We start from the raw sequence: 25,490 nt of genomic DNA, 5'->3' as shown, positions 1-25,490 counted from the left end.
TTATCTGATCTTCTTGAGTTCGCGCAGCGCCCGGTTGGCGGCGATCCGTCCGGCAATGCCGGACACGCCCCCGCCCGGGTGCGCGCCCGCGCCGCCGATCAGGAAGCCGGGGAAGGGCGGCTTGGGACCACCGAAACCGGTGGCCGGCCGATGGACGCCCGAACGCAGCGCGCCGAAATCGATATGGGTCACGCAGCCATTGGTCACGTTGAGCCGCGTCTCGCGTTCCCGCGCGGTTTCGACGAAGCGGCCGACCTCCGTGCCCAAACCTTCATAAAATTCACCCAAATGACTGATGACAGATGTCATGGTCCGGTCCTTGAGTGCGGGCGACCAGCCCTCCCGCGCGTCCACGGCCACCCCCGGCAGATAGACATAGGCGAGCGAGCCGCCCGGAGGCGCCTGCGTCGGATCGGAATTGGACAAGGGGCTGAGCGACATGGCGTGCCGGTCGGGAATATCGCCGCGCCGCGCCATGGCGAAGGACTCGCGCACTTCCTCCGGCGTGCCGATCAGGCCCACCGCCTTGTTGAGATCGGCGTCGTCATGCCGCAGATCCTGATGCTTCTTCAGGCTGAGCGGCCCCGACATGGCGATATTGGCAAGGAAGGGCGCCGCGTTCGAGCGGTTCGCCGGGGCATGTTCGATCCGCTGGGTCAGCGCTCGCGGCACGCCACCGGGCGTCGTGAGGCGCATGGCCGTACGGGGATCGCAGGTTGCGATGACCATCTTCGCGCGGATGACCCGGCCGTCCTCCAGCCGCACCCCTTTTGCCGCGCCGTCATCGACGATGATCTCCGCCACCGGCGCATTGAGTTCGATCCTCGCGCCCGACGCCTCGATGCTGCGCGCGAGCGCGTCGGCGAAGGATTGCAGGCTGCCGATCGGCTTGCCGGTGCCATATTTGTGGGTGACGGCGAAGATCATGTAGGCGGCGGCATTGCCGTCGTCATCGACCGGGCCGGCCCCCGCCGCGATGCCCAGCAGCAGGGCGATCGTCGCCGGATGCTCGAACCGTTCGCAGGCGATCTGGTCCGCCGTCGCCTTCGACATGGCGATCAGCTCGTCCTTCAACCGGACATTGCGGACGGCGCTGCCGATCATCTTCGACAGGTTCTTGACGTCCGGCCGCCCCGGCTCCGCCATCATCAGCGGAAAGCCGATGTCCATCATGACGTTCAGTGTCTTCATGAACTCCAGATAGGCCTTGCCGTCATTGCGGTTGATGCGGGCAATATCCTCCGCCGTGCGGTGATAGTCGTAGAAGAGCGCGATCGAGCTGCCGTCGGGATGGAGATAGGCGTAGGTCGGATCGGGATCGACCGTGCGCAGGCCATATTTGGGCAGGTCGAAATCCTCGATAATGCCGGATTTACGGGCGAACAGCAGTTCGACGGCGCAGGGCGTCACCAGATGGTCGGGGGCTTCGGGGATCATATAGCCCGAACTGGTCATGCCGCCGACTTTGGCCAGACGCTCCACCACGACGACCTTCTTGCCGGCCTTTGCCAGATATCCGGCGGCGGCCATGCCGTTATGTCCTGCGCCGATGACGACGACGTCGACCTGATCCATCATTACCTCTTCCCTTTTTTGCCCGGTCAGCCGTTCGCCGCGGCGGTATAGGCCTTGCCCCATTCGGCCAGCGCGACGAGGCGGGTCTTGCGGTCGGCCTGGATCTGCGGGATTTTCTCCTCGTCCGGACCATCGGGAACGATCACCAACGGTTCCTTGCCCAGGCTGGCAAGGGCGAGCGCGCAGACATCGGCCGGATCATAGGCCATGGAATAATCCATTCCCAGCCCCTCGGTCGCGCGGCGCAGGGTCGGGGTATCCATGATGGGGGCCGCGATACCGACGATATCGACATTCTGTCCTTCCAGCTCGGCCCAGAGCGATTCGACGAAGTTGAGCTCGAACGCCTTGGTCGCGGAATACATGACCAGCCAGGGCTGCCCGCCAAGGCCCGCGCCGGACGACATAATAACGACGCCACCCTTGCCGCGCTTCAGGAAGCGATTGCCAAAGCCATGCACCGCTTCCAGCACATTGGCGGCATTCATGGTCAGCAGCCGCAGCGAGCGATCGACGGGTTCGCCGAAGAAACTGTTGCCTGCGCCGTCCGCACCAGCATTGGATATGTAGAGGCCGATGTCCAGATCGGCGGTCGCCTCTAGCAGTCGGCTTCCGGCGCCCTGTTCGGTGAGGTCGGCGGTGATGGCACGATATTCGATGCCATGCTCGGTTGCCAGCCGCTGACCCAGCGCATCGAGCGCTTCCTGCCGACGCGAGACCAGCACCAGATGGATGCCCATGGCGGCCAGCTGTTCCGCATAGCAGGCGCCGGTCCCTTCGGACGCGCCAGCGATGATGGCCCAAGGCCCATATTTCTCGGCGAAAGCCGCGCGGTCGAAGGGCGGAAGGTCGATTTTACGCATCGGTGCAAGTCCTCTCTTGGAGCCGGCCTTATCGGCGCTGTCGCGATTGCGCGGACCCTAGAAGAGGAGCGTCGGCTTACAGCCTATCGGGAGGCAGGTCGCGTCGAAACGAAAATGCAACGGTCCGCAAGACGGTGGGACGGGTAGGACCGCCCGCACGTGCTTGCCATATAATGACAATAACGTCATTATATCTGGAAACGGCGAGGAGCGATGATTCGGATGCGATCTGAAACGGTAGAAGAACCTCCGGCGCACAAGCGGCCCGTGGCCTTCGTGGCCGACCCCGTAGGCATCGCCGCGTCGCTGCGGCCCTTGCTGGAGAACCATGCCGCCGCGTGCGAACGCGAGCGGCGGATCGTTCCGGCGGTGATGGAGGCGTTGCGCGCATCCGGCCTGTTCCAAATCACGGCGCCCGAACGCGCCGGTGGGCCAGGCCACAGGCTATCCACCCATATCGAGACAGTTGCCGAACTGGCCAAGGGCTGCGTCGGCACTGCTTGGGCCTATGGTCTGCTGTCAGGAATTACCGGAACGGCGTTCGCGCTGCCGCCGGCCATGACGGAGCGGCTGTTCCAGACCGGCGAGGAACTGTTTTGCAGTGCCTCCGCGCCTTCGGGCAAAGCGGTTGCGGTGTCGGGCGGCTATCGCGTGTCGGGGCGCTGGGGTTATGGATCGGGGTGCCTGCACGCCGATTGGGCGCTGAACGGCGTCATGATCGAAACGGATGGGGGTGTTGAACCGGCTCTGGTATTTCTGGATCTGCGCGACCCTGCTTGTTCGATCGAGGACAATTGGCATGTCGCTGGCATGGCCGGTTCCGGCAGCAACATGATCGTCGCGCGGGATCTGCTCGTGCCGGAGGAACTGATCCTCTGGTCATCGCGTACGCCACCGGCCGAGGCGATCCTGGCGATGGAGGGGTTGGAACCGCGCGACCGATGGCCGATGGAGCCGCTATTCCCGCTGGGCGTGCTCGCGCCGATGCTGGGCGCGGCGACGGCATTGCTCGAAGGCGTGGTTCAGGCGATGCCCAGGCGACAGATAGTGGGCTGGACCTATGCCGGGCAGAGCGGTTCAGAGGCTCTGGTCGGCATGACCGGCCGCGCGGCGATGGAGATCGATTCGGCTTGGTTGCATGTGCGCCGTGCCGCCGGGATGTTGGACGAAACCGCGCAGCACCGCGTACTCACCGGCTTCGACAAGGCGCGGATCCAGGCCGATTGCGGCTATGCGATGGAATTGTTGCGCGCGGCGGGCAACCGGTTGATGGATATCGCCGGGCCGGGCGCCTTCGCCCTTTCCAGCCCCTTGCAGCGGATCTGGCGCGACCTGAGCGTCGGCACCCGTCACAATGCGTTGAACGGACAGCTTTCCATCGAGCTATATGGCCGGGCAATTACCGGCCTGCGATCCAATATCGCCCTGCTGCCCGACATCACGCCGGCCCCGATCTGGGCGGAACCGAAATGACAGGAGAAGGACATATCATGACACAACCGACCGCACAGGAAATCGCGACATTCCTGAAGACCCAGGCCGAGATGTTCAGCGAGGGCCGGATCGACGATTTCATGGCGGCCTTCCGCGCAATCGCGCCGGGCGGATTCAAGGTGCAGGACCCGGCCACCGGTCCGGTGCAGGAAGGATGGGACAAGCTGGAGGCCCTGTGCGCGCAATATGTCGGATGGAAACTGTTCGTCGAGGATGTGAAGGTGAGCGGCAACGAAGCCGTCATCTATGTCCGCAACGAAGGTGAATATGACGGGCATCCTGTCTGCGTGCACAGCATCGAACATTATATATTCGGCGAGGATGGCAGCCTGCTTGCGCGCTATTTCCACCCGATGCAATAGGGAAGCGATGTCCGACGCCGCGCCTGCTCCCGCTGATGTCGATCCGCGCACGGCGGCGGCTGCGATCAGGCGCGCCCGGATGCGCGAGCGGCTGCTCGACGCCGTGCTCGACCTGTATCAGCCGGGGCAGGGCAGCGGTAGTCTGGTGATCGAAGACGTGATCCGCGTAGCGGACGTATCGCGCGGCAGCTTCTACAAATATTTCGAGTCCCTCGACGCTGCGGTGAATGAACTGGGCGAGCGGATGACCGCGGACCTGATTGCCGATTTCCGCAGGCTGTTCGACGATGTGACGGACCCGCTGGTCCGGGCGGTCGGCGGCGCGGTGATGGCGATGGCGCGGGCTTGGCATGATCCGCGCTGGGGCGGCTTTACCTGCCGCGTCGACTATGTCGATTATTTCGCGCGGGCGAGCATGTTCGACCTGCTGGTGCGCGATGCGCTGAAGGCCGCGCGGGATGGCGGGCAGATGCAGTTCCGGTCGATCGACGTGGCAGTGGATCTGATCGTCGGCATGACGATCGAGGCGCGGCGGCGCCTGATGCTCCGGTCGGTCGAGCCACGCGCCTATATCGACGAGATGATCGAACGCACCTTCGCCGGTCTGGGAGCGGAACCAGCCGCCATCGCAGCGGCGAGCGTGCTGGCATGGGATATGATGATGCGGGCCGCGCCCGGCCTTGGCTGGTGGCGGAGCGGGGAGGGGCTTGGCTGACCGGCCGACCCGGACTGCAATCGGAGAGCGTCAACTCAGAAAAAGCCGAGGCGCTAGAGCTGGGTCCAGCAGGGCGTCCCGGCCTTGTTCAGCGGACCACAGCTCGCGATGCGGGTCGCGCCGTTGGACGCGATCAGAACCAGCCAGTCGCCGCTATCCTCGCAGCGTAGCGCCCAGGCCGCGTTAGTGCCGATATCTCCCCTGAACAGGGATTTGGACGTGCGCGAGCATGTCTGCCCTGCATCATGCATGAGCTTGGCAAAGGCAGCGCTGCGGCCGCTCGCATTCTGGGTTTCGATGGCGTTACTGTAGCTGTTACGGCTGCTGCCCTGCCGCGTGACTTCGGCATAGCCGATTCGGGCGAGCAACAGGGCCGCGATGATCGATGTGGGTATCAACGTCCACAGCATAGCCCGGCGAACATTGCCGCCAGCATGGCCGCAAGCGCGGCACCACCCGCCATAACCGTTCTGCGGCGTTTTGCATTTCGGGCATTTCATGCAGCGACCCTATAGCGGTTCGCTGTCCCGACACCCTATCCTTGGAGAGGAACGGACCGTTTCACCGTGCTGCATTCTATAGAATATGGAATCGCAGGATACATCCATGGTCTATTGGACATCCGCTCTTGAACGGCTTGACTCGCCCGAGATTTTGCAATCCCCGGCGACGCGGCGCCAGGCCGTGGCGGCGGTGTTGCGATCGAGGATCGTGGCGGGTGTCATTCCGCCCGGCGCGCTGCTGCGGGAAACGGCGCTGGCGCAGGACCTGAATGTCAGCGCGACGCCGGTCAGGGAAGCGCTGGGCACACTGGCGTCCGAAGGGCTGGTCGAAGTCGAAACCCACCGGTTGAAGCGGGCAACGCCGATCGACCCTGACGTGACCCGTGACCTGATCCGCGTGCAGGCCGAACTGTGGCGGCTGGGTTATGCCTGGGGCATGCCCCGCATCGGCGCTGCGGAGATCCGGACGCTGAAACGAGCGATCGCGCGCTATAGCGCGGCATTGGCGAGCGGCGAATATATGGCCGCGATCATGGCCGGGCTCGATTTCCACACGATCTTCATCAAGGCCTCGGAGAGCCGTGAATTGTTGCGGTCGACGCTGGACCGGCGCGGGCTGATCGCCCGCTTCATTTTTCTGCATGGCATCACGACCCTCCGCGAAAGCGGCCTCCGCGAGCATGAGGCGATACTGCAGGCCTTTCTGGCGGGCGATCAGGATGGCGTGCTGGCCTGCCTCGACCGGATGGCGGCGCGCCTGATCGCCCTGTGCGATGCCGAGGCCATGGCGGGCGGCGATCTGGACCAACTCCAAAAGGATTGACAATGGATTTCGAACTGCCCGAAGAATATCGCTCTTTCCGCGACATGGTGCGCCGCTGGGTGAACAGCGAAGTGCCCAAGGACTGGGCGCGCGCGCTGGAAAAGGACGAGCATCATTATCCCTTTGCGCTGTGGGACAAGTTCACCGAAGCGGGTTTCCACGGCGTCGGCATAGCGGAGGATTATGACGGGCAGGGCGGCGACGTCGTCATGCAGATGCTGCTGGCGCGGGAACTGGCCCGGTCGCTGGGCGGACTGGCATGGATATGGGGCATCACCAGCTTTGCAGGGTCCAAATCCATCGGGCTTTACGGGTCGGCCGAACAAAAAGCGAAATATCTCCCGCTGATCGCGACGGGCCAGCTGAAGGCTGCGATCGCCTTCACCGAGCCGGGCGGCGGCACGGACCTCCTCGGCGCGATGGCCACCACGGCTGACCGGGTCGATGGCGGGTGGAGGCTCAATGGCGAGAAGATCTGGTCCTCCTCTGCCCATGTCGCCGATTATCTGCTGGTGATCGCGCGAAGCGACAGGGGCGTCGAGAAGAAGCATCAGGGCCTGACCCTCTTCTGGGTGCCGACGAAGACGCCGGGCGTGACGATCACGCCACTGGCCAAGCTGGGTATGCGGTCGATGGGCAGCTGCTCCGTTCATTTCGAGAATGCGCTCGTCGCGGACGAGCATGTTCTGGGTGAACCCGACAAGGCCTGGTACATGCTGCTGCCCACGCTCAACAACGAGCGCATCATGGTAGGCGCCTTCTGCCTGGGCGTCATCGATGGCGTGCTGGAAGACGCGCTCGACTATATGAAACAGCGCAAGGCCTTTGGCGGGATCATCGGCCGCTTCCAGAGCCTGCAACATTATGTCGCCGACATCGCGACCATGCAGAAGACGACCGAACTGATGCTGCATTATTGCGCGCACAAGCAGAGCCGGGGCGAGAATGTCGGCGTCGAGGCCAATATGCTCAAGCTCATGGCTTCCGAAAACGCCAATGCCGCGGCGGACATGGGCATCCAGATATTGGGTGGCATGGGCTATTCGGCGGAAACCGACATGCAGCGTTACTGGCGCGACAGCCGCCTGTGGCGCATCGGTCCCATCACCAACGAAATGGTGCGCAATGGCATCGCGGAAAGCCTGGGGCTGCCGCGATCCTTCTGAAGGACAGGTGTCTGGCGCGTGGGCGGTGGCTCAATGTCCGCCCGAAATTTCCGGCAAAGACGACAAGGAGAGCAAGTGCGATGATGTTTCCCGAGCAACCGATCCCCGATCATGTGCCGCTCGAACTGGTGAGCCAGGATTTCCCCTTCATCTTCGGCATGACGACGACAGAGGATCCGTTCGACGATCTGGCGATGCAGGTGCATGAGGGGCCTGACATCATCTACGCCACCCACGCCTATCCGGGGGGCACGCCCGCCTGGGTGCCGCGCCGCATGGCGCATCTGCGCGAGATATATCTCGACACCGATCATTTCTCCTCGACCGACTTTTCGCCTTTCTCCAAGCTGGTGGGGGGGAACTGGATCAACTCGCCAGCGGAACTCGACCCGCCTGCCCACGGGCCTTTTCGCCAGATGGTCAACCCGGCCTTCACACCCAAGGCGATGGCGGCGCTGGAAGACAAGATCCGGCTCTATGCGGTGGAATATATCGATGCCTTCGCCCCGCGCGGCCAGTGCGAATTCATGGGCGATTTTGCCTTTGAATTCCCCATCAAGGTGTTCATGGAACTGATGGGCCTGCCGCACGATCGGATGAGCGAGTTCATGGAATGGGAAATGAACCTGCTCCACAATCATGACCTGTCCAAGATCGCGGAGGCGACGCGTAGCGTGCTTGCCTATCTGGGCGGAGAGATCGAGGACAGGCGGGCCAATCCACGCGAAGACCTCATCAGTTTCGGCGTAAAGGGACAGATCAATGGCCGGGCGCTGACCGACGACGAACTGCTGGGCTTCATGTTCAATCTGTTCATTGGCGGTCTGGACACGGTTTCGACCAATATGGGCCTGCATTTCCGGCATCTGGGCAGCCATCCGCAGGATCAGACCTTTCTGCGCGCCAATCCGTCGGAAATCCCGCACGCCATAGATGAGCTGATGCGGGCTTATGGCGCGGTGACCACCTTCAGAACCTGCAAGAAGGAAACCGAAGTGGCCGGCATCCGCTTCATGCCCGGCGACAAGGTGGCGATGTCGACCACGCTCGCCGGCCGTGATCCGGCCGAGTTCGACGCGCCTGCCGAGGTTCGGCTCGACCGGCGGCCACGGCATGTCGGTTTCGGCTTCGGCATCCATACCTGCGTCGGCATGCATCTGGCGCGGCGCGAGCTGCGGATCGCAATGGAGGAGTTTCTCGCCCGCATTCCCGACTTCCGCATCGCGCCCGGCCATCAGGTGGAATGCCATCTCGGGATGATCCAGCCGGTCGCGCTGCCGCTGGTGTGGACGCCCGCAAGCTGAATGGCGGGAGGCGTTCGCCTTGTGGCGGACGCCTGCCCGACATCAGAGGTCGAGACAGGCCTCTTCGAAATCGAGCCGGGGGTTGCGGGGAAAGAGCCCGGTCGGGTCGCCATAGCCGATATTGCACAGGAAATTGCTCTTCCACCGGCCGTCCGGGAAAAATTCCGCATCGGTGCCAGCCTGATCGAAGCCGGACATCGGGCCGCAATCCAGGCCTAGCGCCCGCGCCGCCATGATGAGATAGGCGCCTTGCAGTGTCGAAGAACGCGCCACTGTGTCCGCGATCAGCGCGTCCTTGCCCTCGAACGTGCTGCGCATGTCGTGGGAGGGGAAAAGTTTGTCGTAAAATTCGTAGAACCGGGTATCGCCTGCAATGATCACGGTGCAGGGCGCCTGCATCACCTTGTCCACATTGCCCGCGCTCAGATGGGGTTTGAGGCGCGCCTTCGCGGCCTCCGAGCGGACGAAGACGAAGCGGCCCGGATTGCTGTTTGCCGTCGTAGGCCCCCATTTGGCGAGATCGTACAGGCGTCGGACGGTCTCGTCCGAAAGCGGCCGGGCGCTCCATTGATTATGGGTGCGAGCGTCGCGGAACAGCAGGTCCAGCATGGCGTCTCTGGCAATATCGGGCGTGTCCGGCATGATCGCTCTCTTATCCTGTGGTGGCTTCGCCGATGCCCCGGTCATCCCAGCCTGCAGCTTCGCGTGCAAGAATAGCATCGGCTTCGTCACCCAGCTTCGCCATGTCGGCATGCTCCCAGATGCGATGCGCCCCTGTGGCATAAGCGCGCCCATTGTCCCGATAGAGCAACGCATCGACGATGTTCGCGCGCAGCTTGTCGATGCGGCGGACAACACGGCCGGGCGTGCCCATGACAAGCGAATGGGGTGGAATCACGCTGTCTGGCGGCAGGAAACTGTGTCCGGCGACGATCGAGCCGCGCCCTATGACGCAGCGTTCCATGATGGTCGCGCCGATGCCGATCAGGCAGGCAGGTTCGATGATGCAGCCATGGACCACCGCGCGATGGCCGATGGTGCAATAGTCGCCGATGATCGTGGGATCATCCCAGCCGATATGGACCATCGCATGGTCCTGCACGCTGGCGCAGCGCCCGATCGAAACATAGACCCGTTCGGAACGGACGACGGCATAGGGCCAGAGGCTGCAATCGTCGCCCAGCCGCACATCGCCGAACAGGCGGGCGGTGGGATCGATATAGGCGGGAGTCCTCATGGGATCAGCGGGTGATGACGATCTTGCCATGGGGACTGCCGGCCTGCGCCGCCCAGGCGTCGGCGGCATCGGCAAAGGCATAGCGGCGCGTGTCGACGGTCAGGCCCTGTGTCATCGCCATGGCGATCAGCCGGTCATAGGCGGCGCGGCGCTCGCTGGCCGGCCGTTGTCCGGTGCCGACGCCGATATGGCTGCGGAAGACGAGATCGCGCAGGGACAGCGTGACCGTTGGTCCGGCCTGCACACCGATGCTCGTCATGCGCGCGCCGGGCCGCGTGGCGCGCATTGCCGCTTGCGCGGGTGGACCATAGATGATGTCGAGCACGACGTCATAGCCGCCTTCCGAGACCGCTTTCAGCGCCGCCTCGTCATCGCCCTCGCCCAACAGGGCGATCGCATCGGCATGACCGGCGGCCTGCATGGCCTCCAGCCGTTCGCGGCCGCGCGCCGCCGCCACGACGCGGCCCGCGCCCAGCAGCCGGGCGACCTGCGCGCCGATCTGCCCGACAGGGCCGGTCGCGCCGAGAATGAGGACGGACTCGCCCTTCGCGATCCGCGCCTCTTCCAGAGGGATCAGCGCGCCGGTGCCGGAGATGGCGAGGGCGATCAGCTGGTCGTCGGAAAGGCCGTCGGGAGCAGGCCAGATTTCCTCCTCGGCCACAAGCGTGCGTTCCGCGATCGCGCCGAAGGGCGGCCTGCTATGGCCGAAGTAGACGCGGCTTCCATCATCCAGATGCCCGACACCCTCGCCGCCGGGCACATAGGGCGCATCGACGGGACCGAAAAAGCCCTTCGCGCGCATGAGGTCCGTGGGTCCGATTCCGGCGGCCGCGACGTCGATGACGCGATGGCCGGGCTGCGCGGTCGGTTCGGGATGATCGGCCAGCGCGAAGCCGCCATCGCTGTCGATCAGGGCGGCCCGCATGGCATTCCCCTATGGTAGTGATGGATGCGGCCTAGCCGCGGAAAAGAGAGGGTCGCCCACTGGGAAAGGGGCGACCCTTTTTTCGACCTCAATAGGCGCCCGGCGGAGAGATCGGATCGGCGCCGGTCAGGTTCCGGCCATAGATTTCATAGCCGATGGTCGGGATATTCTGGATGTGCCGCAGCGCCATCGAAATGTCCCGCCAGTAGCGGTTGATCGGCTTGTCCAGTGCGAAGCCCGAAGAACCGGCCTGGAACATCAGCGACTCGCTGGCGCCATGAACCAGTTCGATCATCTGCGCGCCGCCTGCGCGCTGCTTCGCCTTTTCCGCCAGGGTGAATTCTTCGCCCAGACCGACGCGATCCAGCTTGGCAGTCAGGTCGAACAGGATCAGCTTTGCGGTGTCGATCATCGCCGCCGCCTCGCCCAGATCGCGCATATAGGCGCCTGACTTGGTGCGCGGGCCGATAATCGTCGTCAGCACCGGCTTTTTGGGAGCCTCGGCGGTGACGATCTCCAACATGGCCTCGACCGCGCCGATCAACTGAGCAATGCCCGTGGTGCGGACGACCGGGACGGCGGGCAGCAGATCGGAGGGCGCGCCGAAATGGCGCTTGGTCCGGTCGATCTGGCCGGCGCGTTCATCCATCAGCACCATCTGGGCTTCGGGAATGAATACATCCTTGGCGACCGCCGTGTCGGAGCCGGTGCCCTGCATGCCGGAAACGAACCATGTGTCCTGGATGGTCATGCTGTCCATCGGCAGATAGCACATGCTGATGCCCGGAACGACCGGGCCGTCATACCCCTCCAGCACGACGCCCTGTTGCGCCCAGTTCGACTGCCGCGACCCGGACATATAAGGCCATGAGCCGTTGATGATCCAGCCGCCGTCAACCTTGCGGGCCTTGCCGGGCGGGTTGTAGGCGCCACAGACCGGCTGGGGACCGTCGCCGAACACAGCGTCCTGCACGCCGTCGGGCGCAAGGCTGGTGATCCAGCTTGTGCCGTTGATGATCTGGATCACCCAGCTGATCGCCGGATCGCCCTTGGCGATTTCCATCTGCACCCGGCAGAAATCTGTCGGGGAAAGGCCCATGCCGCCCAGCCGTTGCGGCAGCAGCATGCGCAGGAAGCCTTCTTCCTTCAGCATTTTGTCGACAGTGGGCGTGGGGCTGCGCCGCTTTTCGCCCTCGGGCGCTTCGCCCTGCAGGAAAGCGCGCAAGCTGCGCGCCTTTTCCACCATCGCGTCAGCGACAGCCTTTTCGGCAAAACCGCACTGGATCTCATTATCCACCTTGGGGGCAGTAGCCATCAGTTCATCCTTTCTCATGTTCGCTATGGTGTCCGGCGATCTGCAATGCCCAGTCGCACAATCGATCGGGGGCGCTGTTCCAGATGGCCAGCCAATCCGGGGTGGCGGGAATGATGAGCGTGCTCAGTTGCAGGCGGACCATGGTGTCGCAGAAGGCGTCCCGGTTGATCCGCTGGCCGATCAGGCTGTCGAAATGGTCGAAGACGGGCGCTAGCGCACGCTGGACGGCGGCCTTGTGGCGGCCGAAATGACTGCGCAGGAAATTGAGATGGAAGGCAGGTTCGACCTCGAAAATGCCTTCGGGCGAACGCTCGATCGTAAAGCGGCCGTAAAAGCGCATCACCGCGCGAAAGCGCTCGATCGGTTCGGCGATGCCTTCGCCCGATTCCACAATGCCTTTTTCAAAGCTGCTGCAAACATATTCGCTAAAGGCCGCCAGCACTTCTTCCTTGGACGCGAAATAACGGTAGAGCGTGCCGCGCGAAACGCCGCTGCTTTCGCTGATGTCGCTCATCGACAGGCGCCGCGCGCCGATGGAGTTGATCGCGCGCAACGTGCCGTCCATGATCTTCTGGACGCTGCCGGACTGATCCGTCGCGACGATTTCACTCCAGTCGGTGTGCGGCATCAATTTCATGTCTGGGCTTCCATCTCGGCGAGGTTGTGCGGAACGCTGACATAGCCCGGTAGATGCTGACCGCCATCCACATTGATCAGCTCGCCATTGACGAAGCGCGACATCTCGGACGCCAGGAACAGGACGACCGGGCCGATGTCCTTTTCGGGATCGCCCGCGCGTTTGAGCGGGTTGCTGGCTGTCGCCATCTCAAGAAAGCCGGGGACGTTTTCCGCGAGGTCTGCAAACACCTGCCCCATGCCGGTCGGCGCGATGGCGTTGGTGCGGATGTTGAAGCGTCCCCATTCGACCGCGGCGGTCCGGGTAAGCCCCAGGATCGCACCCTTGTTCATATTATAGTCGGCGTGGAGCCAGGCGCCGGTCTGAGCGTCGATCGAATAGAAGTTGATGATTGAACCGCCGCCGCGCGCTTTCATATGCGGGAAGGCGGCGCGCATGGCCCACCAGCTGCCCCAGGTACCGATCTCCAGCGTCCGCTGGAGCATCTCGTCCGTCTTCTGTTCGAGGAGGACGTTGGGCGAAAGCTGCGACGCGTTGTTGACCAATATGTCCAGCCCGCCAAATTCGCTGACGGCGCGCTCGATCATCGCCTCTACTTCGGTCTTGACGCCCATGTCGGCGGACATGCCGACGGAGCGGACGCCGAAGCTTTGCGTGATGTCCGCGGCGACCGTTTCAGCGGCGGCGCCATCCCGGCCGGTGATCAGGAGATGCGCGCCCGCCTGTGCAAGGCAGCGGGAAATCCCGTAACCCAGCCCCTTCGCGCCGCCCGTGACGATTGCGACCTTGTCCTTCACCAATCCCGTCACGCTGCCACTCCTGTCATCTGCTCGCTCAGGGCACGGTCCATGTCCATGCGGTCCTGGCAATAGTCTTTCGTGAAAACATAGCCGCGGATCGTTCCGTCCGCGTCTTTATAATGATATTTCAGCCCGCGTTCGTCATTGGCGACTTCCTGCCATTGCCCGTCCACGCCGACAGGAGCGGGCAGCAGGACGACAGGATAGGCGGTGGTCTTGACCTGGACCGACAGCGGCGGGAAGCGGATGTCCGTCGGCGTGCCCAACGCACTGGGCGCGATGGCGCGGGCCGCCGCCATGATCGGGGTGACATAGGCCGCCAGTCCCTGCGGATATTCGGCGCAATCGCCGATGGCATAGATGGCGGGATCGCTGGTGCGGCCGGTCTGATCGACCTTGATGCCGCGCGCGACCTCCAGCCCGGCCTCCTGCGCAAGCGCGATATGCGGGCGCAACCCGACGGCGGACAGAACAGCCGCAGCCTCAATCACCAGGCCGTCGTCCAGTTCGGCTCTGATCCCCTTTCCGCCCTTGTGGATGGCCAGAACCTTGCGGCCCAGATGCCATTCAACGCCCTTTTCGGACAGGGCGTCGCGGATCATCTGGCCCACCCCCGGCGGCACGAGTTGGGCGAGAGGATGGCCGAGCATGTCGACGACCACCGGCTGATAGCCGCTCGCGGAAAGGTCGTTGGCAAATTCGATGCCGACGAGGCCACCGCCCATCACCAGCACGCGCGCGCCGTCCGGCAATCTTTCGCGAAATTCGCGATAATTGTCGAGATTGTTGACCGCAAGCGCGCGGTGCGCGGCGTCCCCGTCGATCGGCGGGCGAACCGGATCGGCGCCCAGCGCCAGCACCAGCCGATCGTAGAAGATCGGCCCGCCGGTCGTCAGGACGGCCTTGTCCTGCCGGTCGATCGCTTCAACGATACGGCCGGCCCGAAGGTCGAGCTTCAACTGCGCGACCATCTTTTCCGCCGGCGTGGTGATCAGCGTATCGGCGACCTTGCCCTTGGCGAATGCGGTCGACAAAGCGGGCTTGGAGTAGAAATGCCCGTCATCCTGCGTGACCAGCGTCAGCCGGGCGTCCGGCGCGAGCTTACGAAGCTCACGCAGAACGCCATAACCGGCAAGGCCGCTGCCGACGACCACGATATGCGGGGTTCCCGTCACCTAAGCCGCTCCGGTCAAAGGAAGATGGCGAAGTTGGACATGCCCAGCGTCGACTGGTCGACGATGATTTCACGGCTGGCCAGCTTGTAAGCACCGTCGACCAGCCGCCAGATGTCGCGGCGTTCGGCGCTGATCGTCTCGTTATCCGGATTGTCCAGGCGGCTGCGCTCGACATAGAGGTAGCTCACCACCTCGTACTCGCCAGCCGTTTCGCTCTCGGCGACGCGGACATTGGTGACGAAGCGGCGCGTGCGCGATGGTGGATCTTCGGCCCAGGCGCTCTTCGCCAGGCGACCGGTCCGCATCAGGATGGAGCCGTAATTCTCGTCGAAATGCTTCATCGTGCGCACCACGTCGCGGTCCTTGTTCGGGCCGTTGCGGGTGAGGCGAAGGGGCGCGGTATAGCTCAGATCCTGCTCGAGATACGCCACCCAGTCGTCGAACCGGCGTTCGTCGAGCGCGGCGGCTTCGTCATAGAGGGTTTCGAGCAGGCGGTTATAGACTTCCGACCCGAGCGGCACCCGCTTGGTGGAGACAAGACCGCGCAGCACGCTGGTCTTGTCGATGGCGGCGGTCGCGTAGTTCACCATGATATCTGTCCTCTCTCGTCGCGACGGCTCACGCTTCGGCCATCAGATTATAATAGGCCATCCACCAGGCCCACTGCGTGTCGTCCTTGGTGAAGCCGGGATAGAGATCGCCGCCGCCGACCCAGCCTTCGGGACGCTCATGGCCGTGCAACGCCTGATATTTGAGCGTGACGGTCTTGCTCATATGACCACGCGAGTTGCGCATGATCTGCGGCCAGGTGTCGGCATCGTCCTGCTCGATCGTGCCCGATGTGCCGGTCGACCAGATGGCGTTCTGGAGCATGTCGCGCTTCACGTCTTCCGGTGCGTCCTTTTCCGCGAAGATGAAATTCACGAACTCCACCTTGTCCGGCCCCTTGGGCACATAGGTGTGCAGCGACAGGGCGCCCGACGCGCCGCCATCCGTGCGGGGGGCGAAGATGAAGGCGATCAGAATGTTCGGGAACATGCCGCCCACCTGGGGTGGGATGTTGGCCAACTGCTTGACCTGATCCTCCGACAGATTCTTGAACAGCTGCGGGATCAATTCCTTGGTGATGCCCGGCGGCGGCAGCAGGTGGAGCCGCTCCTCGGTCGACTTGCCTTCGAAGCTGACGTCGGCGAACATCTTGAAGGTCTGGGCCGCCTCCAGGCAACGCAGCGTATGGCCCTGCGGCACCGAAAGGTCGACGCCATACATGCCCGGCGCGGTGTCATAGATCGACTCGGCCGTGCCGCCCATGATGCCGCCTTCCATCAGCGAACGATGCAGGGTCAGGGTATGGAAGCCGTCCGATCCGGACTGTTCGCCGGGAATCTTCCAGTTGCACGGCAGCACGAAACGCTGCGGCGGGCCAAGCATCTCAAGGCCGTTGTCCGTACGGCAGAAAAGCTGATCAAGGTAGAATTTGGCGTCGCCCAGATAATCCTCGAACGACAGATCCTTGTTCCAGGTGGCGAAGATCAGGCCGCCATAGAGATGGACGCGGGCCTTCTTCAGTCCCAGTTCGTCCTTGGACCGCTTGTTGCCGTGCATCTGCTCCTTTTCGATCGGCGCGCCGATGAAGCTGCCGTCCGCGCGGAAGGCCCAGCCATGGTAAATGCAGCGATGGGCGTGGGCATTGCCCGCTTCGGCCGTGCAGACCTTCATGCCGCGATGGGGGCAGACGTTCAGCATGACGTGGATTTCGCCACTGCGGTCGCGCGAGACGATCACATTGTCTTCGGCCATGTCGCGCATGACATAGTCGCCGGCCTTGGGAATTTCCGACTCATGGCCAAGGAGCAGCCAGGTGCGGGCGAAAACCCGCTCCATCTCCAGCTCGTACAGCTCCTTGTCATTCATCACCCTTAGCGACACCTCGTTCATGTCGCGGTTGATGAGATCGTCAAGCGTTGTTCCGTCGCTCAGCGTCAGCCCGGCATTGTGCAGCATGTTGCTCTCCTGGAGGATTTCCTTGATTGAGTCGTGTTATACATATTGAACTAAATCTGTTCAAGGTGTAATGTTAGGCCAAGAAGGAGAGGCAGGATGAGCCAGAAACTGAAAGTGGTAATCGATAAGGCGGCATGCTGCGGTTATGGCGTTTGCGCCGAAATTTGCCCCCAAGTGTACAAGCTTGACGCCAATGGCATCGTGTATGTCGACGACGAAATCGTTCCTGAAGGACTAGAGGAGCAGGCCCGGGAAGGCGCGCAGGCCTGTCCGCAGTCCGCCCTTGCCGTCAAAGCCGCCTGAGTCGACCCGAGCATGCTCGGGTATTGGGCGCGGATGTCCTGTCAGAGGATAGGTTTTCGGGGCCCATCCGCGGATGCACGGTCTTTTGACAGGCAGAGGAGAGGATCGCTTTGATGGGGCAGGCCGAGATTTTATACACACCGTTCACGATGGGCTCGCTGCACCTGCGCAACCGGTTCGTGATGGCGCCGATGACGCGCAATTTCTCGCCGGGCGGCATCCCCTCGGACGGCGTGGCGGGCTATTATCGACGACGGGCCGAAGCCGATGTAGGCCTGATCATTACCGAAGGGGTGGGCGTGGATCATCCCGCCGCCGTGGGACGTGAAACCATGGGGGGTGGCGCTTCGCCCGTCCTGCATGGCGACGAAGCGCTCGCGCGCTGGCGCACCATCGTGGACGGCGTGCATGCGGCGGGCGGCCTCATCATCCCTCAGTTGTGGCATCAGGGCGTCATACGCGTGCCGGGCACAGGCTATCATCCCGACGCGCCCTCGGCGCGCCCCTCGGGTATTTGGGGGCCGACCGACAAGGCGATGGTCTCTCCCGACTATCTGGAACAGGTGCGCGTGCCCACCGCCCCGCTGACCGACAGCGAGATCGGCGACCTGATCGCCGCCTTCGCCCGCAGTGCGGCCAACGCGAAGGCGGTGGGTTTCGACGGCGTGGCCCTGCATGGCGCGCATGGCTATCTGATCGACAGTTTCCTGTGGCGCCATACCAATGTGCGGGAAGACCGCTGGGGCGGCGGGATCGCTGAGCGCGCGCGCTTTGCGGTCGAACTGGTGCGGGCGATCCGGGCCGTGACCGCCCCGGACTTTCCGGTCATCTTCCGCTTTTCCCAGTGGAAGCTCCAGGATTATGACGCCCGAAATGCTGAGACGCCTGCGGAACTGGAAGCGATGCTCGCCCCGCTCGTCGAGGCGGGGGTGGATATATTCGACGCCAGCACCCGCATTTTCACGGCGCCGGCCTTCGAGGGTTCCGACATGGGGCTGGCGGGTTGGATCAGGAAGCTGACTGGCAAGCCGACCATCGCGGTCGGCGGCGTGGGCCTCAGCAAGGATCTGCAATCCTCCTTCGCGCAGCCGACCGTCATGACCGACAATCTGGCGCTGGTGGCCGACAGGATGGCGCGCGGCGAATTCGACCTGATTGCGGTCGGCCGCGCCCTCCTGATGGACGCGCAATGGGTGGCGAAAATGCGCGATGGCGGCGCGGTCAATCCGTTCCGGCTGGACGCCTACGCCACGCTTGACTGATGGCAGGACGCTCCGGCACGGGCCGGGGCGTCAATGGCTGTCCGCTGCGGCATAGACCTGAATGCGCGCGATGTTGGTGCGTTCGGACTGTTGCGCAATGACGGCGACGGCTTCGGCAATGTCGCGGGGTTGCATCGGCGGGATGAAGCTGTCCCAGGACGGCTGCCCCCTGGCCTTCATATCCTCGAAAATCTCGGTGCTGGTCGTGCCCGGCGCGACGATCCCTACCTTGACGCCCGATCCGGCAAGCTCGACCCGAAGACAGTCGGTAAAGGCCTCCAGCGCGCGCTTGAGGCCGCCATAGACGCCCACGCCGGGTGCGGTGATGTTCGCCCCGATGCTGGATATGTTGATGATCTGGCCTTTGCCGGCCGCCTTCATTGTCCGCGCGAAAAGGGTGCTGGCGCGCACCACTGCCTCATAGTTGATCGCGATCATGGGGCGGAGCTGGTCGAGGTCGAATGCGTCGATCGGCGCGGCATGCAGCATACCGGCATTGTTGACCAATATGTCGGCCCGGCTGAATCGACCCAAGACGAAATCGTGCAGCCTTTGCGGCGCGTCCGGATCCGCCATATCGGCTGCGTACGCCGTGCTGCCACGGCCCAGTTCATCGGCCAGTGCGGTGAGGCGATCGGCGCGGCGTGCGACCAGCACCAGGGTTGCGCCCGCTTCAGCAAGCGCACGGGCGCTGGCCGCGCCGATGCCCGACGATGCGCCGGTGACGATGGCGATTTGCCCTTCCAGATTCTCCATGACGTGGTGTCCTTTTCCCAGATCAGACGAGACGGACGAGCCGCTTGCCGTCGTTTTCGCCGCGATAAAGACCGGCCAGCGCGGCCGGGCAGGCCTCGATCCCCTCCAATATGTCCTCGCGCCATGTGAGGCGGCCCTGCGAGATCCATGTCCGCAATTGGGCCGTCGCTTCGGCATAACGATCGAGATGGTCGAAGATGACGAAGCCCTCCATGCGGGCGCGCTTGACCAGCAGATGCCGTTCGACGCGCGGCCCCATCGGCCATGGATCCCAGCGGTCGATCGATGCCGTTCCGCACACTATGACGCGCGCGCGTTGGGCCAGATGCGGCAGAACCGAATCGCTGATCGCCCCTGCGACATTGTCGAAATAGATGTCGATGCCCTCCGGCGCGTGCTCGGCGATCGCTGCCTCCACATTCCCGGCATGATAATCGACGGCGTGGTCATAGCCATATTCCTCCACGCAGCGCCGCACCTTGGTCGGCCCGCCCGCGATTCCGATCGTGCGGCAACCCAGGATGCGGGCGATCTGGCCGACGGCCGAACCGACGGCGCCGGCCGCCGTCGATACCGCGATGGTCTCGCCCGCGCGGGGCTGGCCGACGAGTGTGAGCGCGAGATAGGCCGTCATGCCGTTGATGCCCAGAATGCCGAGCGATGCCCGCATCTCGGCCGCGGTGGTGCGCTGCACGACCTGATCGGCTGCGACGCAGGCATAGTCCTGCCAGCCGAACCAGCCGGATACATGCTCACCGACAGTATAGTCGGGATGTGCGGAGGCCACGACCTCGCCCGAGGCGAGGCTGCGCATGACCGACCCGATGGCGACGGGCGCGGCGTAATTGCCTGCATCGGCGATCCAGCCGCGCATGGCGGGTTCGATCGAGAGATAATGATTGCGCACCAGGATCTGGCCCGGCGCGGGCGGTTGGATCGGCGCATGCCCGATCGCGAAATTTTCGGCCTGCGCGATTCCCGCCGGACGCGACGTCAGCAGAACCTGACGGTTGAGTTCAGTCATCCAGCCCTGCCTTGACCATGGTGAATTTCCGACGGGAAATCTTCCAGCCGTCCGATGTGCGGACCAGGCAATCGTCATAATAGCCGGCCGCGCGATGGGTGACGCCGCCTTGGGCCGCCTCCGGCAGGATTGCGTCGACATAGCTGCGCGCGTGCACCTGGTCGTCGCGCTTCTCTATCACGATATTGGTGATGCGGTGCAGCGTCGGCCCCATGTGGCGGTGCGCTTCGGCCATATATTCGGCGATTTCGCGCGGCCCGCGCCAATGTCCGAAGCTGCCGTAATCGGTCTCGCAATCCTGGGCGAAGCAGGTCCGGAAAAGCGGCCAGTCCCGCGTGTCGATGCCGGTGGCGTAACGCAGCAGCACATGTTTGATCGCGCGTTCATCGTCGGCGCCGACAGGCAAGCGTCTCACCAGACTGCCATGTGCAGACATGTTTTTCTCCCCTTGGTTCTCGAAGAAACATAAAGCCCCCTTGGCCAATCTTGCCCGCCAAAGGATAGGATTGGGCGGCATCTACCCGCGACTCGTCGCGTTTGCTTAGCTGGTGCCGGGGCGCCCGTTTCTCGCTCCCCGCTATGGCTTAGGCAGGGCATAGGCGATCAACGCGTCGCTCGCACCTGACAGCATGGCGCCGTGTCCGCCCGCTGCGATGACCACGAACTGTCGCCCGCTGGCATTTGACCAGTAGGTGGTGGGGGAGGCGTTGCCACCCGCCGGCAAGCGCGCCTTCCACAGCAGCCGCCCGGTGGTGGTTTCATAGGCGCGGAACATATGCTCCTGGGTCGCGCCGATGAAGGTGAGGCCGCTCGCGGTCGCGACCGATCCGCCGATATTGGGCACGCCCATGGGGATGGGCACGAAGGTCGGCAGGGCCAGCGGGCCACTGTCGCGGGAGGTGCCGAACAGTCGGCTCCACACCAGCTTCCCTGTTTTCAGGTCGACCGCGTTGATGCGGCCATAGGGGGGCTGCTGGCACGGAATGGCGAGCGGCGAGAGGAACGGCGCGATATGGGCGGCATAGGCGACGCCCATCTGGGCGACGGGGCCGCCGACATCGCTCATATGGGCGGCGGTCATCGGCCTGATGCCCTGCCGGTCCGCAACGGCGCGAGGGATCAGGCGGTTATAATTGCCGACCTGATTGTTGTTGACGATCATCAGGCCGCGCCCGGGATCGACCGATACGCCTCCCCAGTCGATGCCGCCCAGATAGCCGGGCCAGGTGAGGGTTGGATGTTCGGTCGACAGCGGGGTCATGTCCCCGTCGAAACGGGCCTGGCGGAAGCGGATGCGGCACATCGCCTGGTCGATCGGCGTCAGGCCCCACATTCCCTTTTCCGTAGGGCGCGGACCGCCGAAACTGGGCATGCCAACCGAATAGGGCTGGGTTTTGGAAAGGCGTTCGCCCGGAACGGCGCCCTGCGGGACGGGGCGTTCCTCCACCGGCAGAATGGGCTTGCCAGTCGCCCGGTCGAGGAAGAAAATTTCTCCACGCTTGGTCGGCTGGAGCAGGCCGCGCACGCCGCCGGGCAGGTCGACCAGCGTGGGCTGGGCGGGCACGTCATAGTCCCACAGGTCATGATGGGTCGTCTGGAAGGACCAGCGCACCGACCCGTTCTCCGCATCGAGCGCCAGCACGGCGCTGGAATAGCGATCGTCGTTCGCGGTCCGATGTCCGCCGAAATAATCCGGCGTAGCGTTTCCTGTCGGCACATAGACGAGGCCCAGCCTGTCGTCCGAACTCATCGGCGCCCAGCTATTGGGGGTGCCCGGCGTAAAGACGCCGCCGGGCGGCGGCAGGCCGTGATCGTCGGGCCGACCGATGTCGAAGGCCCAGGAAAATTTACCCGTGACGGCATCGAACGCCCGGATCACGCCGGAAGGCTCCCTGATTTTCTGACCGTCCATCACCCAGCCGCCCAGAACCAGGCGGCCGCGAACGAGGGTGGGGGGCGAGGTCACGAAATAATAGCCCTTGTCGACCGTGCCCAGTCCCGCTTTCAGATCGACCTGGCCGCTCTTACCGAAGCTGGGGCATAGCCCGCCGGAGGCGGCGTCGAGCGCGATCAGCCGCGCGTCGAGCGTCGCGGTGTAGATGCGTTCAGCGCAATAGCCATGGGCTTGCGGGACGCGGTAATAGGTGACGCCGCGGCAGACGAGACCATAGACGCCGGCGAGATCGGTCTTGGGTTGGTGCCGCCATAATTGCCGGCCCGTTTCGGGATCGAGCGCGATCACATCATTATTGCCCGCGCACAGGAAAAGGCGGTTGCCCACCTTCAGGGGGTTGACCTGAAAGGCAGTGCCCTGCTTGCCGTCTGTCAGCTTGCCGGTGTGGTAGGTCCATGCCCTTTCGAGATTGCCGACATTCGCGGGCGTGATCTGGGCCAATGGCGAGTAGCGCGACCCGCCCCGGTCGTTGCCATAGGCGACCCAGTCGCCGTCGGCCGGGCTTGCCGGTCCCGCTCCCCAGCGCGCGCTGGCAGCTGGGGACGAACGATCCGCCCAGAAAGCGCTGCCGATCCCACCCATGAAGAGCAGGAGAAGAGCCGGCCACAGGACGCGGCCGCCGGGCAGGGGGCGGCCAAGACCGACATGCTGCCGATAAAAGGGCGTGAGCATGTACAGGCCCATGGCGACGGGCATGGCCAAGCGAGGCGCCAGCGCCCAGCCGTCCAGTCCGACTTCCCAGAGCGACCAACCCAGATTGGCGACGAGAAAGGCCCAATAGAGGGTGATCGAGAGCGGCGAACGGCGCCAGCCGAGAAACGCGGTGACCGTCATGACGAGGCCGGACACGCAATACCAGATCGACCCGCCGAGCAGCGCGAGCTGGCCGCCCAGCCAGAGCAGCGACAGACCTGCGAGTAGCAGAAGCAGAACGAACAGCATGTTCAGAAAGCGGCGCATCGAGCTCCCCCTCGAAATCCGGAAAGGCGTGGCAGGAATTCAGGCGGGCAATTGGGCCGCCAGCCAGTCCGGCACATTCATCCGATAGCATTTCTGTTCGTAGAGGCGGCTGATCTTCCAGCCCTGCGCGGTGCGGACGAAGTCGTGATGATACCAAAGGCCGAAGACCAAAGTATCGGTCGTTTCGCCATTGCTGACCGTCATCGGATTGTAGCAGGCGGTTTTGGTCTGCGCCCGGTCGCCCGCGATTTGATATTGGGTGGTGGACACAGCATGTTGAAAGGCGAGAATTGGCGTCAGACTTGCCGAGAGAAATGCCTTGATGTCCGCAAGGCTTCCGACGACGCCCACCATTTCGGAATAGTCGATCACCGCGTCATCGGTAAAATAGCGGTCCAGCGTGTCCCAGTCGCGCGTATCCACCGCATAGCAATAGCCTACGATCAGGTCCTGAATTTCGAACCGGTCCGACATCTCCTGCAGGGTCAGTGTCATGGCCTCTCCTCCGTCTCACGTCATTCTATAGAATCGCTGCTTGCACAGGGGAGGAGGTTCGCCGCCTTCCATTAGGTAGGTGCCGAGTGCGGTGGCTAAGGGGAAGAAACCACAGCCCTCGGGATCGATCCCGCGGACCGTTTTTTGATCAAGGAGACTATTATGGGCCTCGCCCCCTTCACGGAAGCCGATTTCGTCCTGTCCAAGGAGAAGCGGGCAGACATCACAGCCGGGCTGACCGAGCGGCAGGCGTTCATGGTCAATCACTGGATGGACCTGCATGAGGTCATCAATCGCGGCGATTGGGATGGAATGGACGCATTTTTCAATACCGACACGATGACCTACGACAACCCGAACCGACCCGACCTTGGCACCTATCATGTGTGGAAGACCTCGCCGCAGGGTCTCTACAAGACCTTCCCGCCCAGCATCTATCGCACGCTGAAGGCGTGGGGACGCGGCGAGGACGAGATCTGCGTGCTGTGCCATCATCATGGCAAGCATACCGGCGGCCCCTATATGGGCGTCCAGCCCACCGGGAACGACCTCAACGTCCTGTGGTTCTCGTGGCTGCGTTTCCGGGGCGACAAGATCGATCACATCTATTCGATCTCCGACGTGCTGACGATGCTGAAGGATCTGGAAGTCATCGACGTTCCCCAGCCCGTCGACCCCTATAAGTGATCGACAGGCCGAACCGGCGCGGCGAGGGCGCGCCGGTTCGGCAAAGGAGGACGTCGGTGTTTGGCATGCAAGGATGCGCAAGGGCATGAAGCGCTCGGTCGAACTGAAGATCGATGTCAGCGAGGCGGCAGCCCTGGGCATGAACGCCCATGTGGCGATCACGGTTCATCTTCCGGATATGACGGCACTGGCCAATCCCACGACCGTCTGCTTCGCTTTCCCCGGCGGTGGCTATTGCCGGCGCTATTACAGCTTCGACATGCCGGATGGATCGGGCGGCGGGGAGGCGGGTTTCCATTGCGATCGCGGGTGGATTTTCATCGCCTGCGATCATCTGGGATTTGGCGAGTCCACTATCCCGGAAGGCAATGCCCTCAATCTCGATAATGTGGCGGCGGCCAATGACGCGATGGTGCGCCAGGTCATGGCCCGGCTGGAAGCGGGCACGCTCGTCGATGGACTGGACCCGATCGTCGACGCCACATGCCTTGGCATCGGCCAGTCGATGGGCGGATGCTTCACGGTTGTCGCGCAGGGCAATCACCAGACATTCCACGGCATCGGCGTGCTGGGCTATAGCGGCGTCCATACTGTCGTGCCGACCCGGCCGGGACAGCCGCCCGCCGCGTGGCCCTGGATTTCGCGCCGTTCGTCGCTCGATGCGCCGCATGTGCTGAATGCGGCGGCGCTGGCGCAGGCGCCGGGCGTGACGCTGGGCGACGCCGAAGCGCTCCAGGCGGCGGCAAGGGCAGGCGAGCATCCTTTCCAATGGTCCTTCCATCATGATGACGAGCCTGCGGACATCGTCACGCTCGACATGATGGCGTCGGCAGGGCTGGTCGATCCGCTGCCCGAATGGCGTTCGGCGACCACGCCGCCCTGCGGCGTATATATGGTCGCGCCGGGCGCGGTGGCGCTCGAAGCAGCGGTCGTACGCGTCCCCGTGCTGATCGCGATGGGCGAGCGCGACGTTGTCCCCGATCCCTTGGGCGAACCCCGGGCCTATAAGAGCGCGGAAGACATCCAGCTCTTCATATGCCCCCGCATGGCGCACATGCATAATTTCGCGCCGACCCGCGTCCGCTTCTGGGAGCGCATTCACAATTGGGGTGATGGCGTCGCGGCGCAGCGGCGGCAGGGTTGAGCGCAGC

The 25,490-nt window shown here is 63.8% G+C and carries 27 protein-coding genes; 10 read left to right on the top strand and 17 right to left on the bottom strand.

From position 1 onward, the window contains the following. Nucleotides 1–1,578: a phytoene desaturase family protein gene (locus SAB01S_RS01745; protein WP_062731415.1), complete on the bottom strand. Its 1,578-nt coding sequence runs from the start codon at nt 1,576–1,578 to the stop codon at nt 1–3. A 23-nt stretch (nt 1,579–1,601) separates the two neighbouring features. Continuing rightward, nucleotides 1,602–2,438 (bottom strand): SDR family NAD(P)-dependent oxidoreductase, encoded by an 837-nt coding sequence (locus tag SAB01S_RS01740; RefSeq protein ID WP_062731414.1) that lies wholly within the window; start codon nt 2,436–2,438, stop codon nt 1,602–1,604. 222 nt (nt 2,439–2,660) lie between these two features. Between SAB01S_RS01740 and SAB01S_RS01735 the strand changes: the two genes are divergently transcribed. The 3 genes from SAB01S_RS01735 to SAB01S_RS01725 are packed head-to-tail and all read left to right on the top strand — an operon-like array spanning nt 2,661 to nt 5,009. Continuing rightward, entirely contained in the window at nt 2,661–3,911 is a 1,251-nt protein-coding gene (locus SAB01S_RS01735; protein ID WP_228227154.1) for an acyl-CoA dehydrogenase family protein, read from the top strand. Between the two features lie 17 nt (nt 3,912–3,928). Beyond that, the gene (locus tag SAB01S_RS01730; RefSeq protein WP_009823784.1) at nt 3,929–4,294 is read left to right on the top strand and encodes a nuclear transport factor 2 family protein; all 366 of its coding nucleotides are present in this window, start codon (nt 3,929–3,931) and stop codon (nt 4,292–4,294) included. A gap of 7 nt (nt 4,295–4,301) precedes the next feature. Further along, nucleotides 4,302–5,009, top strand: coding sequence for a TetR/AcrR family transcriptional regulator (locus SAB01S_RS01725; RefSeq protein WP_062731412.1), 708 nt, complete (start codon nt 4,302–4,304; stop codon nt 5,007–5,009). A 53-nt stretch (nt 5,010–5,062) separates the two neighbouring features. Here SAB01S_RS01725 and SAB01S_RS01720 read toward each other — a convergent pair whose 3' ends face one another. Next, on the bottom strand, nt 5,063–5,509 hold the full coding sequence (locus SAB01S_RS01720; protein WP_231736686.1) for a hypothetical protein: 447 nt from the start codon (nt 5,507–5,509) through the stop codon (nt 5,063–5,065). 106 nt (nt 5,510–5,615) lie between these two features. On the opposite strand from SAB01S_RS01720, the gene SAB01S_RS01715 reads away from it, so the two are divergent. The 3 genes from SAB01S_RS01715 (at nt 5,616) to SAB01S_RS01705 (ending at nt 8,805) form a co-directional block, all read left to right on the top strand. Then, on the top strand, nt 5,616–6,335 hold the full coding sequence (locus SAB01S_RS01715; protein ID WP_228227155.1) for a GntR family transcriptional regulator: 720 nt from the start codon (nt 5,616–5,618) through the stop codon (nt 6,333–6,335). Nucleotides 6,336–6,337: 2 nt separating this feature from the next. Further along, a complete protein-coding gene (locus tag SAB01S_RS01710) occupies nt 6,338–7,501 on the top strand; it encodes an acyl-CoA dehydrogenase family protein (protein ID WP_009823780.1) in 1,164 nt (387 codons plus the stop codon). Nucleotides 7,502–7,581: 80 nt separating this feature from the next. Continuing rightward, on the top strand, nt 7,582–8,805 hold the full coding sequence (locus tag SAB01S_RS01705) for a cytochrome P450 (RefSeq protein ID WP_062731410.1): 1,224 nt from the start codon (nt 7,582–7,584) through the stop codon (nt 8,803–8,805). 42 nt (nt 8,806–8,847) lie between these two features. Here SAB01S_RS01705 and SAB01S_RS01700 read toward each other — a convergent pair whose 3' ends face one another. The 9 genes from SAB01S_RS01700 to SAB01S_RS01660 all read right to left on the bottom strand — a co-directional run bounded on the left by SAB01S_RS01700 (nt 8,848) and on the right by SAB01S_RS01660 (nt 16,898). Then, nucleotides 8,848–9,447, bottom strand: a complete 600-nt coding sequence (locus tag SAB01S_RS01700; protein ID WP_062731409.1) for a malonic semialdehyde reductase — start codon at nt 9,445–9,447, stop codon at nt 8,848–8,850. A 10-nt stretch (nt 9,448–9,457) separates the two neighbouring features. After that, nucleotides 9,458–10,042: a gamma carbonic anhydrase family protein gene (locus tag SAB01S_RS01695; protein WP_062731408.1), complete on the bottom strand. Its 585-nt coding sequence runs from the start codon at nt 10,040–10,042 to the stop codon at nt 9,458–9,460. A 4-nt stretch (nt 10,043–10,046) separates the two neighbouring features. Beyond that, on the bottom strand, nt 10,047–10,967 hold the full coding sequence (locus SAB01S_RS01690) for a quinone oxidoreductase family protein (RefSeq protein ID WP_062731407.1): 921 nt from the start codon (nt 10,965–10,967) through the stop codon (nt 10,047–10,049). Between the two features lie 88 nt (nt 10,968–11,055). After that, nucleotides 11,056–12,282 carry an acyl-CoA dehydrogenase family protein gene (locus SAB01S_RS01685; protein WP_228227156.1) on the bottom strand — a complete coding sequence of 409 codons (1,227 nt, stop codon included), beginning with the start codon at nt 12,280–12,282 and terminating at the stop codon, nt 11,056–11,058. 4 nt (nt 12,283–12,286) lie between these two features. Next, on the bottom strand, nt 12,287–12,919 hold the full coding sequence (locus tag SAB01S_RS01680; RefSeq protein ID WP_009823774.1) for a TetR/AcrR family transcriptional regulator: 633 nt from the start codon (nt 12,917–12,919) through the stop codon (nt 12,287–12,289). Then, nucleotides 12,916–13,728 carry an SDR family NAD(P)-dependent oxidoreductase gene (locus SAB01S_RS01675; RefSeq protein ID WP_009823773.1) on the bottom strand — a complete coding sequence of 271 codons (813 nt, stop codon included), beginning with the start codon at nt 13,726–13,728 and terminating at the stop codon, nt 12,916–12,918. The genes SAB01S_RS01680 and SAB01S_RS01675 overlap by 4 nt, the downstream gene beginning before the upstream one ends. Then, a complete protein-coding gene (locus tag SAB01S_RS01670; RefSeq protein ID WP_062731405.1) occupies nt 13,725–14,894 on the bottom strand; it encodes an NAD(P)/FAD-dependent oxidoreductase in 1,170 nt (389 codons plus the stop codon). Before SAB01S_RS01670 ends, SAB01S_RS01675 begins: the two co-directional genes overlap by 4 nt. 14 nt (nt 14,895–14,908) lie before the next feature. Beyond that, the gene (locus SAB01S_RS01665) at nt 14,909–15,484 is read right to left on the bottom strand and encodes an aromatic-ring-hydroxylating dioxygenase subunit beta (RefSeq protein WP_017180899.1); all 576 of its coding nucleotides are present in this window, start codon (nt 15,482–15,484) and stop codon (nt 14,909–14,911) included. Between the two features lie 28 nt (nt 15,485–15,512). After that, on the bottom strand, nt 15,513–16,898 hold the full coding sequence (locus SAB01S_RS01660) for an aromatic ring-hydroxylating dioxygenase subunit alpha (RefSeq protein WP_017180900.1): 1,386 nt from the start codon (nt 16,896–16,898) through the stop codon (nt 15,513–15,515). Between the two features lie 96 nt (nt 16,899–16,994). On the opposite strand from SAB01S_RS01660, the gene SAB01S_RS01655 reads away from it, so the two are divergent. Both SAB01S_RS01655 and SAB01S_RS01650 read left to right on the top strand, forming a co-directional pair. Beyond that, nucleotides 16,995–17,201 carry a ferredoxin gene (locus SAB01S_RS01655; protein ID WP_062731404.1) on the top strand — a complete coding sequence of 69 codons (207 nt, stop codon included), beginning with the start codon at nt 16,995–16,997 and terminating at the stop codon, nt 17,199–17,201. A 113-nt stretch (nt 17,202–17,314) separates the two neighbouring features. Further along, entirely contained in the window at nt 17,315–18,463 is a 1,149-nt protein-coding gene (locus tag SAB01S_RS01650; protein WP_083951079.1) for an NADH:flavin oxidoreductase, read from the top strand. Nucleotides 18,464–18,493: 30 nt separating this feature from the next. Here SAB01S_RS01650 and SAB01S_RS01645 read toward each other — a convergent pair whose 3' ends face one another. From SAB01S_RS01645 to SAB01S_RS01625, 5 genes are all read right to left on the bottom strand, one after another. Continuing rightward, the gene (locus SAB01S_RS01645) at nt 18,494–19,219 is read right to left on the bottom strand and encodes an SDR family oxidoreductase (RefSeq protein WP_017180903.1); all 726 of its coding nucleotides are present in this window, start codon (nt 19,217–19,219) and stop codon (nt 18,494–18,496) included. A gap of 22 nt (nt 19,220–19,241) precedes the next feature. Further along, entirely contained in the window at nt 19,242–20,243 is a 1,002-nt protein-coding gene (locus tag SAB01S_RS01640) for an NADP-dependent oxidoreductase (protein ID WP_062731402.1), read from the bottom strand. Then, a complete protein-coding gene (locus tag SAB01S_RS01635; protein WP_174302225.1) occupies nt 20,236–20,679 on the bottom strand; it encodes a nuclear transport factor 2 family protein in 444 nt (147 codons plus the stop codon). Before SAB01S_RS01635 ends, SAB01S_RS01640 begins: the two co-directional genes overlap by 8 nt. Before the next feature lie 141 nt (nt 20,680–20,820). After that, nucleotides 20,821–23,157 (bottom strand): membrane-bound PQQ-dependent dehydrogenase, glucose/quinate/shikimate family, encoded by a 2,337-nt coding sequence (locus tag SAB01S_RS01630; protein WP_017180906.1) that lies wholly within the window; start codon nt 23,155–23,157, stop codon nt 20,821–20,823. Between the two features lie 39 nt (nt 23,158–23,196). Continuing rightward, complete coding sequence (locus SAB01S_RS01625) at nt 23,197–23,652, bottom strand: nuclear transport factor 2 family protein (protein WP_017180907.1); 456 nt, start codon at nt 23,650–23,652, stop codon at nt 23,197–23,199. 162 nt (nt 23,653–23,814) lie between these two features. On the opposite strand from SAB01S_RS01625, the gene SAB01S_RS01620 reads away from it, so the two are divergent. Beyond that, nucleotides 23,815–24,339 carry an ester cyclase gene (locus SAB01S_RS01620; protein ID WP_017180908.1) on the top strand — a complete coding sequence of 175 codons (525 nt, stop codon included), beginning with the start codon at nt 23,815–23,817 and terminating at the stop codon, nt 24,337–24,339. Nucleotides 24,340–24,424: 85 nt separating this feature from the next. Beyond that, complete coding sequence (locus tag SAB01S_RS01615; protein ID WP_228227157.1) at nt 24,425–25,483, top strand: alpha/beta fold hydrolase; 1,059 nt, start codon at nt 24,425–24,427, stop codon at nt 25,481–25,483. Nucleotides 25,484–25,490: the final 7 nt, after the last annotated feature.

The sequence above is a fragment of the Sphingobium abikonense NBRC 16140 genome, assembly GCF_001598335.1.
Taxonomy (GTDB): Bacteria; Pseudomonadota; Alphaproteobacteria; order Sphingomonadales; family Sphingomonadaceae; genus Sphingobium; species Sphingobium abikonense.
Note: the sequence above shows the minus strand (reverse complement) of the source record. Positions and strands in the feature narration are given on the sequence as shown.

What these genes read in the sequence shown, in the direction of transcription:
- SAB01S_RS01745 (WP_062731415.1), bottom strand. Translation starts at nt 1,578, where the DNA reads ATGATGGATCAGGTCGACGTCGTCGTCATCGGCGCAGGACATAACGGC.
- SAB01S_RS01740 (WP_062731414.1), bottom strand. Translation starts at nt 2,438, where the DNA reads ATGCGTAAAATCGACCTTCCGCCCTTCGACCGCGCGGCTTTCGCCGAG.
- SAB01S_RS01735 (WP_228227154.1), top strand. Translation starts at nt 2,661, where the DNA reads ATGCGATCTGAAACGGTAGAAGAACCTCCGGCGCACAAGCGGCCCGTG.
- SAB01S_RS01730 (WP_009823784.1), top strand. Translation starts at nt 3,929, where the DNA reads ATGACACAACCGACCGCACAGGAAATCGCGACATTCCTGAAGACCCAG.
- SAB01S_RS01725 (WP_062731412.1), top strand. Translation starts at nt 4,302, where the DNA reads ATGTCCGACGCCGCGCCTGCTCCCGCTGATGTCGATCCGCGCACGGCG.
- SAB01S_RS01720 (WP_231736686.1), bottom strand. Translation starts at nt 5,509, where the DNA reads ATGAAATGCCCGAAATGCAAAACGCCGCAGAACGGTTATGGCGGGTGG.
- SAB01S_RS01715 (WP_228227155.1), top strand. Translation starts at nt 5,616, where the DNA reads ATGGTCTATTGGACATCCGCTCTTGAACGGCTTGACTCGCCCGAGATT.
- SAB01S_RS01710 (WP_009823780.1), top strand. Translation starts at nt 6,338, where the DNA reads ATGGATTTCGAACTGCCCGAAGAATATCGCTCTTTCCGCGACATGGTG.
- SAB01S_RS01705 (WP_062731410.1), top strand. Translation starts at nt 7,582, where the DNA reads ATGATGTTTCCCGAGCAACCGATCCCCGATCATGTGCCGCTCGAACTG.
- SAB01S_RS01700 (WP_062731409.1), bottom strand. Translation starts at nt 9,447, where the DNA reads ATGCCGGACACGCCCGATATTGCCAGAGACGCCATGCTGGACCTGCTG.
- SAB01S_RS01695 (WP_062731408.1), bottom strand. Translation starts at nt 10,042, where the DNA reads ATGAGGACTCCCGCCTATATCGATCCCACCGCCCGCCTGTTCGGCGAT.
- SAB01S_RS01690 (WP_062731407.1), bottom strand. Translation starts at nt 10,967, where the DNA reads ATGCGGGCCGCCCTGATCGACAGCGATGGCGGCTTCGCGCTGGCCGAT.
- SAB01S_RS01685 (WP_228227156.1), bottom strand. Translation starts at nt 12,282, where the DNA reads ATGGCTACTGCCCCCAAGGTGGATAATGAGATCCAGTGCGGTTTTGCC.
- SAB01S_RS01680 (WP_009823774.1), bottom strand. Translation starts at nt 12,919, where the DNA reads ATGAAATTGATGCCGCACACCGACTGGAGTGAAATCGTCGCGACGGAT.
- SAB01S_RS01665 (WP_017180899.1), bottom strand. Translation starts at nt 15,484, where the DNA reads ATGGTGAACTACGCGACCGCCGCCATCGACAAGACCAGCGTGCTGCGC.
- SAB01S_RS01660 (WP_017180900.1), bottom strand. Translation starts at nt 16,898, where the DNA reads ATGCTGCACAATGCCGGGCTGACGCTGAGCGACGGAACAACGCTTGAC.
- SAB01S_RS01655 (WP_062731404.1), top strand. Translation starts at nt 16,995, where the DNA reads ATGAGCCAGAAACTGAAAGTGGTAATCGATAAGGCGGCATGCTGCGGT.
- SAB01S_RS01650 (WP_083951079.1), top strand. Translation starts at nt 17,315, where the DNA reads ATGGGGCAGGCCGAGATTTTATACACACCGTTCACGATGGGCTCGCTG.
- SAB01S_RS01645 (WP_017180903.1), bottom strand. Translation starts at nt 19,219, where the DNA reads ATGGAGAATCTGGAAGGGCAAATCGCCATCGTCACCGGCGCATCGTCG.
- SAB01S_RS01640 (WP_062731402.1), bottom strand. Translation starts at nt 20,243, where the DNA reads ATGACTGAACTCAACCGTCAGGTTCTGCTGACGTCGCGTCCGGCGGGA.
- SAB01S_RS01635 (WP_174302225.1), bottom strand. Translation starts at nt 20,679, where the DNA reads ATGTCTGCACATGGCAGTCTGGTGAGACGCTTGCCTGTCGGCGCCGAC.
- SAB01S_RS01630 (WP_017180906.1), bottom strand. Translation starts at nt 23,157, where the DNA reads ATGCGCCGCTTTCTGAACATGCTGTTCGTTCTGCTTCTGCTACTCGCA.
- SAB01S_RS01625 (WP_017180907.1), bottom strand. Translation starts at nt 23,652, where the DNA reads ATGACACTGACCCTGCAGGAGATGTCGGACCGGTTCGAAATTCAGGAC.
- SAB01S_RS01620 (WP_017180908.1), top strand. Translation starts at nt 23,815, where the DNA reads ATGGGCCTCGCCCCCTTCACGGAAGCCGATTTCGTCCTGTCCAAGGAG.
- SAB01S_RS01615 (WP_228227157.1), top strand. Translation starts at nt 24,425, where the DNA reads ATGAAGCGCTCGGTCGAACTGAAGATCGATGTCAGCGAGGCGGCAGCC.